The sequence below is a fragment of the Bacillus sp. DX3.1 genome (genome assembly GCF_030292155.1).
Taxonomy (GTDB): Bacteria; Bacillota; Bacilli; order Bacillales; family Bacillaceae_G; genus Bacillus_A.
This window is the reverse complement of sequence record NZ_CP128153.1, coordinates 2,628,495-2,647,527: the sequence shown is the minus strand read 5'-3', so window position 1 is coordinate 2,647,527 and position 19,033 is coordinate 2,628,495. Positions and strand designations below refer to the sequence as shown.

Sequence of the window (19,033 nt, the reverse complement as noted above, 5' to 3'; positions counted from 1 at the left end):
CACCCCTTTATACTGAAAAATCTGAAAATACAACTTTATTTTAGGTGAAGGTAGCGTAGAATGTCAACTGACATAATATCATTGACGTTATGTCAATTTTGATGATATATTTCAATTAATTAGAATTAAAAGAAAATTAAGAGAAGGTGAGAGAATGTATCAAAAACCATTTGAACCATCTTATGAATATGCACTTGCATGTGATAAACATGATGAACTTGCATCCTTTCAACAAGAATTTTATAAGAAAGAAGGAACAATCTATTTAGACGGTAATTCACTTGGACTTCTATCAAAACGAGCGGAACAATCTCTACTTACTATGTTAGATTCATGGAAACAATACGGGATTGATGGATGGACAGAAGGGAAACACCCTTGGTTTTTTCTATCAGAGCAATTAGGAGAGTTAACAGCTCCGCTTGTGGGAGCTTTACCAGAAGAAGTGATTGTAACCGGTTCCACGACGACGAATATTCATCAAGTGATTGCAACATTTTATGAACCGAAAGGAGTACGTACAAAAATTCTTGCGGATGATCTTACCTTCCCATCTGATATTTATGCACTGCAAAGCCAAATTCGTTTAAAGGGACTCGATCCAAGTGAACATCTTGTTCAGGTAAAGAGCCATGATGGCCGAACGTTACTGGAAGAAGATATCATTGCAGCAATGACTGATGATATTGCTTTAATTCTGTTACCTGCAGTGTTATATCGAAGCGGCCAAATTCTTGATATGAAGCGACTAACTACAGAAGCCCATAAACGAGGCATCCATATCGGTTTTGATTTATGTCATTCAATCGGATCGATACCACACGATTTCCAAGGATGGGATGTTGATTTCGCTGTATGGTGTAATTATAAATATTTAAATGCAGGACCTGGTGGTGTTGCCGGATTATATGTAAGCAAAAAGCATTTCGATCGTCTTCCGGGACTTTCAGGCTGGTTTAGCTCACGAAAAGATAAGCAGTTTGATATGGAGCATGCATTAACAGTAGCCGAACATGCAGGTGCGTATCAAATTGGTACACCGCACGTATTAAGTACGGCACCATTAATTGGATCACTCGAGATTTTTAAAGAAGCAGGACTGGAACGATTACGAAAAAAATCACTACATATTACGCGCTATATGCTGGATTTAATCGATTATGAACTGAAAGATATGGGGTTTACGATTGGTAATCCGCTAGAAGATGAAAAACGCGGAGGACATATTTATTTAGAACACCCAGAAGCGGCACGGATTTGTAAAGCGTTAAAAGCAAATGGTGTTATTCCTGATTTTCGTGCACCAAATGGAGTTCGTCTTGCACCTGTGGCTTTATATAACACGTACGAAGAAGTATGGAAGTCTGTACAAATTTTGAAAAAGATTATGACCGAAGAGCAATATAAACAATTTGAAAATACACGAGAGGTTGTGGCATAAACCATGAAAGAAAGCAACTGGATTGACATCTCACAACCATTAAATAATGATATTGCAACTTGGCCAGGAGATACACCATTCTCGTATGAAGTTTCATGGTCCAAAGAACAAAGTGGATCTGTGAATGTTGGGAAACTGACAATGAGTATTCATACTGGCACGCATATCGATGCACCGTTTCATTTTGATAATGATGGAAAAAAGGTACTAGATTTAGACGTTGAAGTTTATATTGGTCCAGCTCGTATCATTGATGTATCAGGTATGGAGAGCATTGGTGCGAAAGAATTAGAGAGATTTCATTTAGAAGGTGTAGAGCGGGTATTGTTGAGAACTTCTTCGCATGGTAATTCGCTTGTATTTCCAGAAAAAATCCCATATTTACGTGCTGATATTGCACCGTTTCTTTCAGAAAAGGGAATCCGTTTAATCGGTGTGGACGTACCTTCTGTAGACCCACTTGATGATAAAGAGTTAGCAGCACATCATGAATTATTTAAACATGATATTCACATTTTAGAAAATATTGTATTAGACAGGGTACAAGACGGAGATTATGAACTCATTGCCTTACCGCTAGCGTTAGTGGATGGGGATGGCAGTCCTGTTCGCGCTGTAATTCGACCACTATAAGAGAAGACATAAGTATAGAAGGGGTGTTCCATTTATGAAAGAGAATGAAAAAGTAATTATGGAAAAGGGAATCCATACTGATTTTAGAGAGAATATGACGTATGGTGAGTACTTACAGTTAGATAGTTTACTAGGGAGTCAGAAGAGACTATCAGATCATCATGATGAAATGTTATTTATTGTGATTCATCAAGCAAGTGAGCTTTGGATGAAACTGATTTTACATGAATTGAATGCTGCGATTGAATCAATTAAAAATGATAAATTAGCACCAGCTTTTAAAATGCTTGCGCGCGTTTCAAAAATCCAATCCCAAATTATTCAATCATGGGATATTCTTGCGACGCTTACACCAGCTGAATATATCGAGTTTCGTGATTCGCTCGGTCAAGCATCAGGATTTCAATCCTATCAATACCGTATGATAGAGTACGCACTTGGCTACAAAACGCCTCACGCTTTAAAAATTTATGAAAAAGATCCAGAATTACATGCCCGTTTGCATAAAGCACTACATGCACCAAGCCTTTACGATGTGGCGATTCAAGCGCTTGTAAAAGAAGGTTTCCCAATCAATCCAAATCTTCTCCAGCGCGATTTAACACAGCCTTATGAAGAAGATGCAACAGTTGAAGCAGCATGGGTGGAAGTATATTCAGATGTTAAGAAATATTGGGATTTATATCAGCTCGCTGAAAAGCTTATTGATATTGAAGACTGGCTACAACAGTGGCGTTTCCGTCATATGAAAACGGTTGAACGTATTATCGGACATAAAATGGGCACAGGTGGTTCATCAGGCGTGTCTTATTTAAAACGTGTCCTCGATCAATGCTTTTTCCCAGAGCTTTGGAATGTGCGGACGAAATTATAATGATTAAAAATAGAACCTTTAACAGTCTAAAAGTTAAAGGTTCTATTTTTTGACTTGATTTCTTGGATAAGAAGCTTTTGAAATTGCTCATAAGAAATGTTTTCTATTCTACTTAAATGGCGATAGGGAATAATGGTGCAAGCTTCACCATTTGGGTACATGAATTTCATTTTTTCTCCTTGTTTTATTAAAACATTTTCCGGAAAATATTTTAAATTTCTTAAAGTCATGATAACTTCTTGAAGAGCTTTCTGACCATGAATTGCAATGACTTTTGGCTGAAAAGTATGTAATAAATCTGTGAAAGGCTGCTTTATTTCTTCAAGAACAGATGTAGGCAATTTCGACAGTTCTTTTTCATTTGACGTTGGATAAGAATAAACATTTGTTTCGAGCATTATTTCATTTGCTTCTGTTAAGACTCTGCTGACTAAATGATTCATTCGTTTTCTTGTTGGTGATTGTTTTGTTTTACCTTTTTGTTCTCGTAATTTTTCATAATAAGACATGAAGTTTGTATGTGATAAAAGCAATTGTATGTAATCATCTCGGCTGAGATCTTTTACATGAATTGGCGTAGCGGGGTTATAACCAACAAGAAACACTTTTGGATAAACATCTAAATCTAAACAGAGTGCAGGCCGTAAATAGACGTCATTTACACTTGGATAACTATATTTATTAATAAGCTCTTTCATAATACTTGTCATAATGAAAACCTCCTCGTTACAAGAATAGATACGAAACGATTGTTTATTTTGATAGAATTGAATAGATAAAAAATCGAAAATCACCAATAATACATAATAAAAGACAAATACAAATAGATAGACCAAATGGAGGAAAATTTCTTGAACTTTCAACAACTAGAAAGTGCATTTCAAAAGAAAAAAGTTAATGCATTCCTTATTTATCAACATGGCGAACTCACCACAAAGTACTACAAAACAGAAGAATGTGCACAGAATTTATACAAAATTAATTCTATCACAAAAAGTATCGTATCGATTTTAATCGGTATTGCCGTTGATAAAAAGTATATAAATGATATACATATACCTATAACAAAATGGATTCCAAATGTACCAAAGGAAAAATCGGGACTGACCCTCTATCATTTGTTAACGATGACAACTGGTGAAGATTGGAAGGAGTTTGGAAACGGAGTTGTATTTCCAAATGATTTTGTGGAGTCAAAAAATTGGATGGACTATATTTTAAAGACACCAGTGATTGACGAACCAGGAACAAAAATGAACTATAATTCAGGTTCTTCGCATCTGTTAAGTTATATTTTACAAGCTGCCACAGGGATGACGACAGAACAATTTGCAAAAACATATTTATTTGAACCATTACATATTTTCGATTATGAATGGCAACAAGATCCACAAGGAATTTACGTTGGTGGGTTTGGTGTGAAAATGAAGTCAGAAGACTTGTTGAAATTAGGTCTATTATGTTTGCAAAATGGATACTGGGATGGAAAGCATATTGTATCTTCAAGCTGGATAGAGCAATCTCATTTGCCTCGATTTACAACCTATGAAAACATAGGATCATATGGCTTTCACTGGTGGGTGTTAGATCAACAAACATGTAACATGCCGTACCATACCTATTTTGCGATGGGGTATGGGGGACAGTATATTTTGATTGTGCCACAATTAGAGCTTGTTGCAGTAATAAGTAGTCAAATGCCGAAGCGTGGGTTAGTACCGTTAAAGTTATTTATTCAGCACTTACAAGAGTTTGCATAAACTCTTGTTTTTTATATGAATATAAAGTTAAATGAATATATGGAGAGGAAATTGTAGAAGTGAAACCTCCATATTTCTTTATCCCGCTATTCGCGGGCAGTAATACCCCCACCTCAAAATTAAGCAAAAAGCAAAGAGGCTTGGTGGGGGAGAACTGCCCGTAAAAGCTTAATTGGTGAGGGTTAATAATTAGCGGTGGATGCCACCCGCTTTTATTTAATGTTGGGGGATTTTGCTCGGAAATAAAGTCAGAATATCTGTTGAAAGAGGTATGATATGAAGAAAATGAAATATTTGATGGGGTTACTTTCCATCTTATTACTATTAACATCATGTGAGATATCAAATGAAGAAATTGAAAAGAAAGCGCAAGCATATATGAAGTCTCAATACGGAGTCCCTATTAAACTAGTAGATGTTGAAATAGTAGGGGATGCAAAAGAAATGTTTGGTCCAAGTTCAAGGAAAGTGACAGTTCAACAAACAGAAGCGCCGCATATTCAGTTTAAACTTTTTGTTGAAGGGAAATTTTCTCCTGCAGTAACAAATGATAATTATAAAATTAAAAAAGATGCTTATGAAATACAAGAACAATTTAAAAAATGTGCAGCGGAAAATGTAAACAGTAGTTTATTTACATTTGAAAAAATAAACTCTGGTGATGTTCTGTTGGACAAAGAAACTGTATCAGCTGCAAAAAAGAAAAATCCCAATAGCTTTTTAAACATCGTATTAAAAAGCAACGAATTTCTAGACCTTAATAATTCGGTTCATATGGAAGAATTAGCGGCAATGGCACAACAGACTAAAAGCTTTAATCAAACGATAAAACAAAGCAATTTTATTATTGAAGACATGAACATTATTTTACCAGGTGTTGATGACGGCCTATTAAATTATCTTGTAGTAGACTATGTATTAACTGCTGAAGATGCGAAAAAGACTCTTGAAAAAAGAGAGGATTATATGAGAATTTTACAAAACGTTAAACAAAATGAAAAATAATGGATTAAAAGAGACATTTATTTTGGTTTGAATTTACTCCAGCTTTTGAACTTACTTTTAAATTCTTCACCTAATAAACGTAATTCTTTTTGTGTTATATCATCGAGTTTAGACCTATTTAGGTGGAAATTATTCATTTTCTTAAGTTGATGGCTATGAGCTTCATGCTAGCTTTTTTTACATTTCCCTGACTTTTGAAGGAACAAAACCGAATTATATATTAAGTATACAATTTGTCCACTATTTTATGAGTGATATCCAATTTAACATTTCATCTTGATGTTTTCTGAAACGTAATTTTTAAAAAACGCTCTGTCTTCGTATCAAAATCCACATCCACAAAAACACCGTACTCTTCTCCATTTTCTCGTAACCATAACTTAAATTTTTCGGTTGTTATATTTACTGTTTTTGGCTTTCTTCCTATATGAAGATAATCAACAATTTGTGCCTTTGGATACTTTTCTTTCGTTTTTTCTACTGCAAGCTTACCCCATTTTGCATATGGCGGCTGGGCATGAACGATGGATGGTTGTGCAAATATATCAACATATGCCGTACTTAATACAATCCCTAATAGGAAACATGTAAGAAAACGCTTCATGGCAAACTCCTTTTCTCATTTTATATTAGTGTTTACAGGATGCTCGAATCGTATAAATTTGTTTTTTTTTGCCTTCTTTACATAAAAACGCTTCTTTTACAAAAAATAACCGAGAAATCATTGCTGGATCTAAGGAGGTAAATGTATGCGTCGTAAAGTAGTTTTCAAAGTACCGATTTTACTCGTTTTAATCGGGTTATCTTTGATCGTAAGTAGTGGGCAAACACAAAATGTACAAGCGTTTTCCAATCAAGTCATTCAAAGAGGAGCTTCTGGAGAAGATGTCATTGAATTACAATCTCGGCTGAAATATAACGGATATTATAAAGGAAAAGTAGACGGGGTATTCGGCTGGGGTACATATTGGGCACTGCGCAACTTTCAGCAAAGGTTTGGTTTGCCTGTTGATGGATTAGCGGGAGCAAAGACAAAACAAAAGCTTGTTAAAGCAACAAAATATGAGAAACCGACTGGCGGACAAAGTAATAAGCCACCCCAAAATACAGGTTCAAATGTACCGAATGGTTATTCACAAAATGACATTCGATTAATGGCGAACGCTGTACACGGTGAAGCACGTGGTGAACCGTATATTGGACAAGTTGCCGTGGCGGCAGTTATTTTAAATCGTGTTACAAGTCCGTCTTTTCCAAATACAATATCAGGCGTTATTTTTGAACCGCGTGCGTTCACTGCGGTAGCAGATGGGCAAATTTATTTGACTCCGAATGAATCTGCCAAAAAAGCAGTGTTAGATGCGATTAATGGATGGGATCCAACGGGTAATGCAATTTATTATTTCAATCCAGATACCGCAACGAGTAAATGGATTTGGGGTCGTCCGCAAATTAAAAAAATTGGTAAACATATTTTCTGTAAATAGAGTGGAGGTGAAAAAATGTTACGAGGTATTGTAATTGTATTGTTAACAATTGGTGTAGTTGGAACAGGGTATTGGGGCTATAAAGAGCATCAGGAAAAAAATGCGGTGCTGATTCGAGCAGAAAATAGCTATCAGCGTGCATTTCACGATTTAACATATGAAGTAGATTTACTACATGATAAAATTGGAACAACTTTGGCGATGAATTCACGTACGTCTTTATCACCAGCACTAGCGGATGTATGGCGTTTAACATCAGAGGCTCGTTCTGATGTTGGTCAATTACCTTTAACATTACTGCCGTTCAATAAAACAGAGGAATTTTTAGCGAACATCGGTGATTTTAGTTATCGAGCTGCAATCCGTGATTTAGAGAAAGAACCATTAAATGATCAAGAATATAAATCGTTGCAAAGCTTATATTCAAATGCAGCTAATATTCAAGATGAACTTCGAAAAGTACAGCATCTTGTTTTAAAAAACAATTTACGATGGATGGATGTAGAGCTAGCGCTAGCATCAAATCGTGATCCGGCAGATAACACCATTATTGATGGGTTTAAAACCGTTGAGAAAAATGTAACGTCCTACGCTTCCAATGATTTTGGTCCGACCTTTACAAGCTTACAAAAAGAAACAAAAGGTGGATTTGAAGCAGCAGGAAAACAAATTTCAAAAGATGAAGCAGCCAATATTGCTAAATCCTTTTTAAATTTAAAAGGGAAAGAAAAAATAGAAGTTAAGAAGAGTGGGAAAGGCGCAAAAGACTCCTTCTATAGTGTAACAATTCAAGATCCAGAAACAAAAAATGAATTTTACATGGATATTACAGGAAAAGGCGGATATCCAATTTGGGTTATGAATAATCGGGAAATTAAAGAACAAAAAATTAGTTTAAATGATGCAGGAAATAAAGGATTAGCTTTCTTAAAAGAACATAAGTTTACCAATATGGAGCTATATGATAGTTCGCAATACGATAACATCGGTGTATTTACGTATGTTGTAAATGAAAATAACGTGCGTATTTACCCTGAAGCGATCCAAATGAAAATTGCTTTAGATGATGGATCCATCGTTGGTTTTTCCGCAAAAGAATATTTAGCATCTCATCAAAAACGTACGATCCCGGCGGCAAAATTGTCTGTCTCTGACGCAAGAACAAAAATTAATCGGGATGTGAAAGTGATGGAAGAGCGTCAGGCAGTTATTGTAAATGATTTGCATAAAGAAGTACTTTGCTATGAATTTGTTGGCACATTAGGAAAAGATACGTACCAAATCTTTATCAATGCAAATGATGGAACAGAAGAAAAAGTGAAAAAGATGCAATCGGTAGAAAAAATTTATGATTAAACACAATGATAAAGTGGTGAGAATGATGAAATTTCTTATATACATGGTAATGCTTTGCTTGGTGATGACAGGTTGTAGCGTAGGTAAAAAAGATAATGATACGGAAAACGCGCAGCAAAAAAATGTTTCCATGAAAAATGTCGGTTACACAAATGAAAAAACGAAACCGAATGAAAAACTTGCTGACCATTTAGCTGATATCGCTTCTAGAATACCAGGTGTAAGAGATGCGACGGCAGTAGTGGTAGGTAAATATGCAGTTGTAGGCATTGATGTAAAAGCAAAACTGGATCGTACTCGTGTAGATTCTATTAAGTATTCTGTCGCGGAAAGTTTAAAACACGATCCAAATGGTGCCAATGCAGTTGTTGTGGCTGACGTTGATACGTATGAACGGTTAAATCAGATGGGAAAACAAATTAGAAATGGAAAAACAGGTGAAGGTATTCTCGATGAGCTTGCGGCAATTGTTGGACGTGTGGTGCCACAAGTGCCGAATGACATGATCGAAAATAAAGAAACAAATCCAGTAAAAGAAAATGATAAACAACTGCCTAAAGGTGAAGAGAATGAATTGAAAAAAGAGCAAGAGGATCAATCAAATAAGCACCTTCAAAGATAAAAAACATCCCGTGTTGCATAGCACGGGATGTTTTTTTATTATAAATATTCAGTTTATCCAAAAGGGAATATATGGTTTAATTATACTTGGGGAGGGACGTTTCAATTATGAAAAATAATGAATTTCTCAGCGTTTGTTGTTTGAGTATGAGCTTACTAATTGGCATGACAGCTTGTGATCAGAAGAAAGAAGCAAAGAAACAAACAGCAACTTCGTCAACTGTAATGGAAAAAAAGGGGACAATCCCAATTAATATAAAATTGTTTTCTCAAATAAATGAGGGAATGACATATAACGAAGTCAAAGAACTGGTGGGGTGTGAAAGAGACTTACTAACAGAACAAGGAGAGAAAAATGCAGCTAATTATCAACAATTTTTTTCTTGGAAAGGCAATGTCCCGTAATCATTTGCCGAGATTACCTTTTTAGAAGGAAAAGTGCGCTCTAAAACACAGAGAGGTTTAGCGTCATAACGAGAAGAAATGGGGAAATGAAAATGAAATCACATATGGAAAACCTTCAATTAGTTCCTTACGAGGAAAAATATAAAGAAATGATACAAGCATTTACTTTACCTAGTGAACAAGTACAATTTACAGCAAACCCAAGTGAGTTACTAGAAAAAGCAAAAGAAGATTCTACTCGCAATGTTGTTGTAATTTTAGCAAATGATAAACCTGTAGGGATTTTTGCACTACAATGTGGTGAAAGGGTGGACGAGTACACAGATAATGGGAATGCTTTACTCTTAGTTGCTTTTTCCATCAATCACGATGAACAAGGAAAAGGATATGCTAAACGAGGATTAGCATTACTACATAATTTTGTAGCATCGTATTTTCCAGACAAAAATGAAATTGTATTAGCGGTGAATGAGAGAAATATTCCTGCTCAAAAATTATATTTAAAAGTGGGATTTGAAGATAGAGGACAACGGAGAATGGGACCAATTGGTAGCCAACTTGTTTTATATTTACCTTTGAAAAAAATAAAGGGGTAGTTTATTCAGGTGTGGATTGTTTTATTATCAAGACCTAAATTCAAAAAAATTTTTAAAATAAAAGGCGGCACATAGTGGTCATGTACAATATGTGCCGCCCTTTTGATTTTCTTTATTGTACTATTACCACCTATTAGTTGAAGAACTCCCTTCATTTTTCAATGTGTTGCTAATGATATTTTTCCAAGACAGGGGCAGTTTAGTTGAATGGTGAAAAATAGTAAAATTAAGTATGCATGTATAGCATTTACTGAGATTTACGCAACAAAAAATAAAAATCCATTTCATTCGAATAAGAGAGGTGCAAAAATGACTATTTATATTGCGTTATTACGAGGTATCAACGTAGGAGGACATAAATTAATTAAAATGGCGGAATTGAGAAATGTATTTGAAACGATGGGCTTAGGAAGTGTACAAACATATATTCAAAGTGGGAATGTCTTGTTTGAATCAGAAGAGTCAGCAGACTTGTTGAGCCAAAGAATAGAGCATGAGATTAGCAGGGTTTTCGGTTTTACAGTTCCTGTTATTCTAAGAACAGAAATGGAACTGGAACAGATTATTAGGAATTGTCCATTCCAGACAGATGCATTGTTGGAAGGAGAGAGCTTGCACATATCTTTTTTAGCTGAAGCGCCTTCCCAAGAAGGAATTAACCATGTACTTAGCTTTAGGAGTGAAGTGGAAGAGTGTCGTATTGAAGGTAAAGAGGTATACCTCTTTTTCCGTCAAAGTATCCGGAATTCCAAGTTAGCGGCTCATCTCCAAAAGTTGAATGTCCCGGCAACATTACGTAACTGGAGAACAATCAATAAGCTCAATACAATGGCGCAGGCAATGAGAGATTGATGTAACAAAGATGAGCAATGCAAGAAAGCATATTTTTAGGAGAAGTAAGCAATTCTGAAACTGTAAATTGTTCTTTTTCTTACTCAACTAAAGGCCTAAATTAGCAAAGCACGATTGCTCTCTTTAAATTATAGAGAAATCGTGCTTTTTATAACAGAAAGACTTTTCGTATAAATCAATATCTTTATTTTGTTATCGTGGAAGTAAATGAGGTCAATAAGAGATCTTATAGGAACAAAAAAATACAAAAATACAGATAGTGATGTACGAAAAAGTATACTGTTAATACCTCTTTCATTTCATTGAGTATGGAGTGCTTTTCTTCAAAACACTCGTTCAAAGAAATTTACCAATCTCGACAGCAGTCACAATCATGTTTATGTCTACGACGACATACATCACAATCTCTGTGTCTGCGTATCCTTCTTCCAAACATTAAATGGTCCCAAAAATCTCCACAATCTCGACGATGTCTTGAATGACAACTACATCTCATAAAAATAGTTACCTCCTCTCAATAGTAGGGTTCATCATATTCTATGTTTAAAAATAAAAATGGCTTGTTTACCAGTCTATATCCTATGTTTTAAAGCGATAGTATTCATATCTAGTTTACTTAATACCTCATTATTGGTAGTAAAAAAAAATGATTATTGTACTAGTATTAAGGTAATCATACAAAGCATTCTCTTCTTAAGTTCGCACTGTACGGTAAATTTTTTTACGCACTAAAGACACTCATTTGAGTGTCTTTAGTATAGACGGTATTTCTTGATCATACTTATCATATACGTCTGTTGCACTAATCCCATTAAACGTTTTAAGAGTAAAGATGATCCAGAACTATTATATGCTTTTGTATTTTCTATAGGATGTACGTTGTATGTATCACCTAAGTTTATGTCAAACATATTTTACAAAAGGATAAATAATTCATGTTAGTACGTATATATTGTTATTTTTCTACTGCATCTAACGTATCATTTACTAAAAGGATTTTATGCTGCATTGAATTTTCAGGTTATGATTCGCATATATTTGGAACGAATGCCAGATAAATTTAGGGGGGTAAATATGTCCGTAATTTTAAAAGCTGGTGCAGACGCTGGGAATAATGGATTAAAATTAATGGTTAAAGGGCAAAAACCTATTTATATTCCAAGTATTTATTCACTATATATTGGGGAATCAACAGGATTATTAGATGAAGAAGATGTTTCAATTTCTGAATTAGAAAAAAACATTGATGTAACAATCAGTTCCCCATCATTAATGTTAAATAACATCCGTTATATTGTAGGTGAGAAGGTAATTCATGATCAGTTAAAAGGGACAGAAATAGAGAAGAAATCCAACAAATCTACGGATGAACTCATGGTTCTTACAATTTTATCTGGATTGGCTGTTGGTGCTATGCGACATAATCCAAATTCGAATCATATCAATATTCGATACGATTTATCAGTAGCACTTCCAATGCAGATTATCACACCAGAAATAGCAGGAGAAAATGCGAAGCGTTATATGGGAAGTCATAAAGTCATTTTTCATTATCCAAACGGCAGAGATGTAACAGTTAATATTACAGTGGAGTTTTGTAAATGCTTGCCGGAGGGAGCATCTGGTACGTGGGGAATTGTATATGACGAAGATGGTAATGCGGTTAAACATAAAGTAGAAGATGCAAAAGATAAAGTTACTGAAATTGATTTTGTTGAAAAAACATTATTATCTTTTGATATAGGTGCGGGTACAACGGAAGAAGTTGTTTCATATGGAATTAATTTTAAGCCGCAATTAAGTAAAGGTTTATCATACGGGGTAAAAGAACCGTTATTACAAATCATTACAAGATGGAACCGAAAAAATCCGACTAAAACGATAGATAGTATTACGGAATTTAATGAAATTTATTTGAATCCGAAGCATCCACGACATGATATGCTAGTAGAAGAATCGCAACAAGCTCTTCTAGGTTTAGCTGCGCGAGTCGCTACAGATATTATAAATAAAATTGATGATATGAAGGATGATCCTTACGTATTTATATATGGTGGAGGAGCAGTTATGCTAAAAAATAGCCTGCAACTTATATTAAAGCAAAAAGGTCGTTTAAAAAATGTAAAGTTTTTAGATGATCCATTATTTACAAATGCGCGTGGTTTATTAGTTTATACATGTTCTCCTCGATATAGAGAGCATAAGCAAAAAGAACTAGGATTTACGAATTTAACAATTAGTTAGTTGGTGTAAGTATGCGACGTAAACGGTATAAGCGTGGTGATAGGATAAAGATTAATTTAAACAAATGTGTTTCTCCTGAACTCATTTCCTGGATTAATAACCAATCAGATATAACAAAGCTCTTTTTGTATGGAGTTCAACAATTGTATAAACAAGTGGGAGACATAGATGTCGCTAAAGTTTTGCCGAACAACCATGTTTTTTCCTTACATGTTGAAGCAGCTTCTTTACTAAAAATTGAAGTAAATCCTTTAAAAGAATTCAAACCTATTGAGAAAGGACCTTCTCAAATTTTGGAACAAAAAGTGTGGAATACTCTTGATCGAATAGATTGTCCATATTTTTAAAAATATACGACAATTGATGTCTGTGGACTACTCACCACTTTAAGCACAGCGAAATGGTGAGTAGTTTTACAAATTTGAATTCAGTTTAAAGGAAAAGTATTTCCAGTCCAAATGCGAAAGATTTACATCTATTTATTATTACATAAAAATAGACGTTTGTTACATACAAGTGAATGGAAGGGATGTTATGGAGAAAACATTTTTATTACCTTGTATACAACTTCGGACATTCATCCCCAGTTGGCTCGTAAAAACAATGGCTCTTATATTGTCCGACGAAAGGTTGGTTATACCACTCACTCGGACAAGAACCATTCTCCTTGTAATACACGCCTTGCAATTTCTTTTTCTGATTCACGAGCACGTTGATAAAAATATCCGTATTGAACAGCTTCAAATCCCCCTGGACTTTGATATACCGCATCGCGCACGGTACGTAATTGTTTGAAATCTAAGCAGTCACAAAAAACACGGTTCACTACCACACAACCGACAAGTTGTTCGCCTTGTCTACCTTCACCTTCAGCCTCGGCACGAATTAAACGTGCTAACACATCGACGTCACTTTCGTTATAAGGAATGAGTGCCATATCTGTTCCGCCTTTCTAGAGGTGTATTATAGTTAATCTTATGTTGAAAAGGTAGCGTAGTGCTTTTACAAGTACGATTTTATCCCACATTAACGGGCAGTAAAACCCCGATTGGTCAGGACTAATAATCAGTGGGGGATGAAGAAAACCTCCACTGATTAAATAATCTTACTGGTATATGAGTTTGAACCTAAAGAGATGCTTTTTACTAAAAAAAGCATCTCTTTTCTATGATATGTGAACTATTGAAAAATATGGTAGTATAAGTGTTGCATAGTTGTTGATGAGAATTTTTAAATAAAAGGGGCTATAAAATGGTAAAGATTATGATCGTGGAAGATGATTCGAAAATTGCGGAATTATTATCATCATACGTTCAAAAATATGGGTATCAAAGCGTTGCTGTTTCTGATTTTGAGCGCGTATTCGATACTTTTTTAGAAGAACAACCAAGCTTAGTGTTATTGGATATTAATCTACCAAGTTTTGATGGATATTATTGGTGTAGGCAGATTCGAGCTGTTTCTACATGTCCAATTTTATTTATTTCGGCACGTGAAGGGACGATGGATCAAGTTATGGCTTTAGAGAACGGTGGGGACGATTATATACCAAAACCGTTTCATTATGAAGTTGTGATGGCGAAAATCCGGAGCCAACTAAGGCGAGCATATGGAGACTACGCTCCTAAAATAGAAGAGCGCATGATTGAACAGCATGGGCTTAACTTATACCCCGAAAGACTTGTGCTTCAATTACATGGTCAAGAAGTCGATATTACAAGAAATGAAGCAATCTTACTAGAGGTGCTTCTGAAAAATTATCCACGTGTTGTAAGTAGAGAAGTATTGTTAAATAAACTATGGGATAGTGAGTCTTATGTCGATGATAATACGTTAAGTGTCAATACAACTCGTGTACGCAAAAAATTACAAGCATTAGGTATTACAAAAGCGATTGAAACAATTCGCAGCGTTGGCTATCGTATCCATATTACATGGGATCAGGGTGAGAAGAAATGATGAAGTTATTTTTGCGTGATCATCTTCCACTTATTTGTTTTACAGTTTTACAGTTAACGGCGATTTTCCTTGTATATTGGTTTGATGGGTATCATCATGTCGCAACGGCACTTTACGCTATGTTTCTCGGAATATGTTTTTTTATTACGTATTTATTCTATCGTTATTTTACCCATCGCTCTTTTTATGAGCGGTTATCAAACCCGATGCAGTCTTTAGATGAATCTGTACAGAAATCAGATTTTGCGGCTTTATCAACAGCTCTGCACGATTTATTAGAAGTGCAATATCATCACTATCAAACGCAATTGCAATTACAGGAGCGAAAAAATGATGAACACTTAACTTTCATGAATCAATGGGTTCATCAAATGAAAACACCTCTATCCGTTATTGAATTGATTACACAAGACGAAGTAGATCCTCGTTTTGAAAGTATTAGCGAAGAGGCAGATAAACTAAAAAAAGGGTTAGAAATGGCTTTATATGTAGCGCGTTTAGAAACATTTACACAAGATTTTTATGTAGAAAGAGTACAACTACATAAATTAGTAAACGAAGCTGTGCTTGATCATAAACGCTTTTTTATCCGTAACTTTGTATATCCTGAAGTTAAAATTAATAAAGAGATTGTAGTAGAAAGTGATGCGAAGTGGCTCCAATTTTTAGTTGGTCAACTTATATCTAATGCGATTAAGTATTCTGCAGGTAGTAGAGAAAAAATCATAATTACAGCTTATGAAGAAGAGAAAGCAATTATTTTAGAAGTGAGAGATTATGGCGTTGGTATCCCGAAACAGGATGTACCACGTGTCTTTCAACCGTTTTTTACTGGTGAAAATGGTAGAGACTTTAAAGAATCTACTGGGATGGGATTATATCTTGCATACGAAATTGTAAAACACTTAGGACATGGAATTGAATTGCAATCTGAAGTAGATAAAGGAACACTCGTGCGGATTATTTTTCATATCTCATAAGAAAGGCCGATGAAACAATACATTTCATCGGCTTTTTTCAGAAATCTTACAAAGTTGTAAGGGAAATGAAAGACGATTCAATATGAGATGTAAGAAAACTACTTTACACTTCATAGTAAGGAGTATACATGAAGGGAGAATGGACATGGAAATATTACATGCGAAAGGTATTAGTAAAGTATATAAAGGAAAAGTTCCTTATAAAGCTCTTACCGATATTGATTTATCTATTCAAGAAGGCGAATTCGTTGGTATTATGGGTCCGTCAGGTAGCGGAAAAACAACGCTGTTAAATATGGTATCTACCATAGATTCACCAACGTCAGGTGAAATTTTAATAAATAGTACAAATCCTTTTCAGTTATCACCTGAAAAACTAGCGTTATTTCGCCGTCAGCAATTAGGTTTTGTTTTTCAATCCTTTAACCTTCTAAGCTCGCTTACAGTGAAAGAAAATATTGTGTTACCAATGACATTAGATGGAGTTCCTGTAAAAGAAATGAATAAACGAGTGGAAGAAGTAGCGGAAAAGCTAGGTATAACCGATATATTAAGTAAAAGAACATTCGAAATATCAGGGGGACAAGCACAGCGTACAGCGATTGCGCGTGCGATTATTCATAAGCCGCAACTCGTACTAGCAGATGAGCCAACCGGGAACCTGGACTCTAAATCTTCAAACGATGTGATGGAAATGTTAGCGGTGCTTAATAAGGAAGAGCGAACAACAATCATGCTCGTGACACATGATCCGTATGCAGCAAGTTACTGTAATCGTGTCATTTTTATTAAAGATGGCCAGTTATATAATGAAATCTATCGTGGTGATAGTAGAGAAACTTTTTATCAAAAGATTATGGATGTGCTCTCGCTGTTAGGAGGGAAAAGGCATGACTTTTCGTCAATTCGCATTTAATAATATTTTCCGCAACAAACGAACATACGCTGCGCATTTTCTAAGTAGTACGTTCTCTATTATGATTTTTTTCACTTATGCGCTTTTACTGTTTCATCCTGATTTAGTGGGTGAGCTAGAGTCAACTAGTAAGACGATGAGTGAATTTGGAACGCTAGGATTACGAATATCACAAGGGTTAATTTTTATCTTTTCATTTTTCTTTATTTTATACTCTGTAAGCTCATTTTTAAAAACACGTAAAAAAGAATTTGGTATTTTAATGATGCAAGGAATGTCGATGAAACAGTTGAAGAAATTAGTGCTTATTGAAAATATGTTAATTGGCATTGCTTCTATCTTTACAGGAATTATTATAGGTCTTATCTTTGCAAAATTAGTATTGCTGATTAGTGCGAGCGTATTAGCGATTAATGATGGCTTGCCTTTTTATATCCCGTTTCAAGCAGTGTTATTAACAGTTATAGCATTTCTGATTTTGTTTCTAATCGTTTCATTGTTTACTTTTAAAATGATTAAAGTGACGGAGCTTGTAGAACTTATACAAGCAGAAGAAAAACCAAAACCTGAACCGAAAGCTTCTATTTTTTTATCACTTCTTTCAGTGGTTAGTATAGGTGCGGGATACGGTTTTGTATTCTATGTTGTGATTTATCGAGTAATTTCCATCTTATTTTTAGGATTAGGTGTATTGTTTGTTGTAGTTGGTACATATTTTTTGTATACGCAATGTAGCGTCTTTCTATTGCATACTGTAAAAAAGAGAGAGCGTTTTTTTCTAAAGAAAACAAATATATTAACGTTTTCAGAACTAGTATATCGTATGAAAGATAATGCAACGATGTTTTTTATCGTTTCAATTATTTCGGCTGTATCATTCACTGCTATTGGCACAAGTGCAGCAATCGGAAATGAAGAACTTGCAAGAATGACCAATCCATACACTTTCACTTATTTTAGTTCACAAGAAAATCAACTTGAAAAAGAACATCTTTCTGAAATTGAGAAGCAGCTTAAAAATGAAAAACTTGATTATAAGGTCGCATCTGCTTCATTTAAGTATACAGAGAACGGTATTTATGTCATGAAATTAAGTGAATATAATAATCTTGCAAATGCTCTCGGTTATCAGAAGGAGATATTGAATAAAGAGGATGAAATAATATTAGTTCCAGGATGGGTATCCCAGCAACAAGAATTTAAAAATGGTGAGTTTAAACAGGATATAGAGCTTATTCATGGAGATTGGATGCAAACATTCCGTGTAAAAAAAGCAGTACAGCATCTTGTCTTACCACATGAAGTAGGGGGAATTCTTATTGCAGTAAAAGAGGCTATTTACGATGAAATTACAGATGTTGATCATACTCGAGATCGCATTTACGGATTTGTTGTGGAAGATTGGCTTCAAACGAAAGAGATCTCGCATCAATTGAAGAAAGCAATCGATGCAAACGATGAGGAGCGAAATTTTTATTTCTCTGCTTTAACATTAGAATGGCTGGAAGTAAAGCAAGGAAATGGATTATTAATGATAGCAAGTGTACTTGTTGGGATTGTCTTTTTCACATTTGCAGCAAGTTTTATTTACTTCCGTTTGTATACAGATTTAGAGCGAGATCAGCAGCAGTATAAAATGATTGGGAAAATTGGTTTAAGTAAGCGAGAATTAAAAGGAATTGTAACGCGACAATTATTATTGATGTTCTTTTTACCAATTCTCGTTGCGGTAGTTCATAGTGCTGTAGCATATACAGCGCTGCAACAACTAATCGACTATTCTATTTTCAAAAGTTCTATTGCAATTCTTATCTCGTTCTTATGTATACAAATTTTGTATTTCTTTATGGTCCGTTGGCGCTATTTGCAACGACTTTATAAAACAATGGATCAATAAAAGAAAG

At 34.9% G+C, this 19,033-nt stretch carries 18 protein-coding genes and 3 pseudogenes; 17 read left to right on the top strand and 4 right to left on the bottom strand.

The window, feature by feature from the left end; translation table 11 throughout:
• Window positions 1-154: 154 nt before the first annotated feature.
• From kynU to kynA, 3 genes are read left to right on the top strand one after another with little or no spacing between them, the layout of a single operon-like run.
• On the top strand, window positions 155-1,441 hold the full coding sequence (kynU, locus tag QRE67_RS13015; protein ID WP_286120595.1) for a kynureninase: 1,287 nt from the start codon (window positions 155-157) through the stop codon (window positions 1,439-1,441).
• 3 nt (window positions 1,442-1,444) lie between these two features.
• Window positions 1,445-2,074 (top strand): arylformamidase, encoded by a 630-nt coding sequence (gene kynB, locus QRE67_RS13010; protein WP_286120594.1) that lies wholly within the window; start codon window positions 1,445-1,447, stop codon window positions 2,072-2,074.
• 34 nt (window positions 2,075-2,108) lie between these two features.
• Complete coding sequence (gene kynA, locus QRE67_RS13005; protein ID WP_286120593.1) at window positions 2,109-2,948, top strand: tryptophan 2,3-dioxygenase; 840 nt, start codon at window positions 2,109-2,111, stop codon at window positions 2,946-2,948.
• Window positions 2,949-2,974: 26 nt separating this feature from the next.
• Here the strand turns inward: kynA and QRE67_RS13000 are convergent, their stop codons facing one another.
• Window positions 2,975-3,658, bottom strand: a complete 684-nt coding sequence (locus QRE67_RS13000; protein WP_286120592.1) for a hypothetical protein — start codon at window positions 3,656-3,658, stop codon at window positions 2,975-2,977.
• Window positions 3,659-3,799: 141 nt separating this feature from the next.
• On the opposite strand from QRE67_RS13000, the gene QRE67_RS12995 reads away from it, so the two are divergent.
• Both QRE67_RS12995 and QRE67_RS12990 read left to right on the top strand, forming a co-directional pair.
• Window positions 3,800-4,708: a serine hydrolase domain-containing protein gene (locus QRE67_RS12995; RefSeq protein WP_286120591.1), complete on the top strand. Its 909-nt coding sequence runs from the start codon at window positions 3,800-3,802 to the stop codon at window positions 4,706-4,708.
• 276 nt (window positions 4,709-4,984) lie between these two features.
• Window positions 4,985-5,713 carry a hypothetical protein gene (locus QRE67_RS12990; protein WP_286120590.1) on the top strand — a complete coding sequence of 243 codons (729 nt, stop codon included), beginning with the start codon at window positions 4,985-4,987 and terminating at the stop codon, window positions 5,711-5,713.
• Window positions 5,714-5,984: 271 nt separating this feature from the next.
• Here the strand turns inward: QRE67_RS12990 and QRE67_RS12985 are convergent, their stop codons facing one another.
• Window positions 5,985-6,317, bottom strand: coding sequence for a DUF3889 domain-containing protein (locus tag QRE67_RS12985; RefSeq protein ID WP_286120589.1), 333 nt, complete (start codon window positions 6,315-6,317; stop codon window positions 5,985-5,987).
• Between the two features lie 145 nt (window positions 6,318-6,462).
• Between QRE67_RS12985 and sleB the strand changes: the two genes are divergently transcribed.
• From sleB to QRE67_RS12955, 6 genes and pseudogenes are all read left to right on the top strand, one after another.
• Complete coding sequence (gene sleB, locus QRE67_RS12980; RefSeq protein WP_286120588.1) at window positions 6,463-7,200, top strand: spore cortex-lytic enzyme; 738 nt, start codon at window positions 6,463-6,465, stop codon at window positions 7,198-7,200.
• 15 nt (window positions 7,201-7,215) lie between these two features.
• The gene (gene ypeB, locus QRE67_RS12975; RefSeq protein ID WP_286120587.1) at window positions 7,216-8,556 is read left to right on the top strand and encodes a germination protein YpeB; all 1,341 of its coding nucleotides are present in this window, start codon (window positions 7,216-7,218) and stop codon (window positions 8,554-8,556) included.
• A 25-nt stretch (window positions 8,557-8,581) separates the two neighbouring features.
• Window positions 8,582-9,178 (top strand): YhcN/YlaJ family sporulation lipoprotein, encoded by a 597-nt coding sequence (locus QRE67_RS12970; protein WP_286125277.1) that lies wholly within the window; start codon window positions 8,582-8,584, stop codon window positions 9,176-9,178.
• Between the two features lie 107 nt (window positions 9,179-9,285).
• Window positions 9,286-9,651, top strand: a pseudogene (locus tag QRE67_RS12965) (hypothetical protein).
• 23 nt (window positions 9,652-9,674) lie between these two features.
• Complete coding sequence (locus QRE67_RS12960) at window positions 9,675-10,178, top strand: GNAT family N-acetyltransferase (protein WP_286120586.1); 504 nt, start codon at window positions 9,675-9,677, stop codon at window positions 10,176-10,178.
• Window positions 10,179-10,487: 309 nt separating this feature from the next.
• A complete protein-coding gene (locus QRE67_RS12955) occupies window positions 10,488-11,030 on the top strand; it encodes a DUF1697 domain-containing protein (RefSeq protein WP_286125276.1) in 543 nt (180 codons plus the stop codon).
• Between the two features lie 738 nt (window positions 11,031-11,768).
• Here QRE67_RS12955 and QRE67_RS12950 read toward each other — a convergent pair.
• Window positions 11,769-11,941, bottom strand: a pseudogene (locus QRE67_RS12950) (spore germination protein).
• A 163-nt stretch (window positions 11,942-12,104) separates the two neighbouring features.
• Here QRE67_RS12950 and QRE67_RS12945 point away from each other — a divergent pair.
• Window positions 12,105-13,274: a ParM/StbA family protein gene (locus QRE67_RS12945; RefSeq protein WP_286120585.1), complete on the top strand. Its 1,170-nt coding sequence runs from the start codon at window positions 12,105-12,107 to the stop codon at window positions 13,272-13,274.
• Between the two features lie 11 nt (window positions 13,275-13,285).
• Window positions 13,286-13,621 (top strand): hypothetical protein, encoded by a 336-nt coding sequence (locus tag QRE67_RS12940; protein ID WP_286120584.1) that lies wholly within the window; start codon window positions 13,286-13,288, stop codon window positions 13,619-13,621.
• 205 nt (window positions 13,622-13,826) lie between these two features.
• Here the strand turns inward: QRE67_RS12940 and QRE67_RS12935 are convergent.
• Window positions 13,827-14,211 (bottom strand): annotated as a pseudogene (locus QRE67_RS12935) (cell wall hydrolase).
• Between the two features lie 314 nt (window positions 14,212-14,525).
• On the opposite strand from QRE67_RS12935, the gene QRE67_RS12930 reads away from it, so the two are divergent.
• The 4 genes from QRE67_RS12930 to QRE67_RS12915 all read left to right on the top strand — a co-directional run bounded on the left by QRE67_RS12930 (window position 14,526) and on the right by QRE67_RS12915 (window position 19,026).
• Entirely contained in the window at window positions 14,526-15,233 is a 708-nt protein-coding gene (locus QRE67_RS12930; protein ID WP_286120583.1) for a response regulator transcription factor, read from the top strand.
• On the top strand, window positions 15,230-16,213 hold the full coding sequence (locus tag QRE67_RS12925; RefSeq protein WP_286120582.1) for a sensor histidine kinase: 984 nt from the start codon (window positions 15,230-15,232) through the stop codon (window positions 16,211-16,213). The genes QRE67_RS12930 and QRE67_RS12925 overlap by 4 nt, the downstream gene beginning before the upstream one ends.
• A 145-nt stretch (window positions 16,214-16,358) precedes the next feature.
• Window positions 16,359-17,129: an ABC transporter ATP-binding protein gene (locus QRE67_RS12920; protein WP_286120581.1), complete on the top strand. Its 771-nt coding sequence runs from the start codon at window positions 16,359-16,361 to the stop codon at window positions 17,127-17,129.
• Window positions 17,104-19,026, top strand: a complete 1,923-nt coding sequence (locus QRE67_RS12915) for an FtsX-like permease family protein (protein WP_286120580.1) — start codon at window positions 17,104-17,106, stop codon at window positions 19,024-19,026. Before QRE67_RS12920 ends, QRE67_RS12915 begins: the two co-directional genes overlap by 26 nt.
• The last annotated feature ends 7 nt before the right edge of the window (window positions 19,027-19,033 follow it).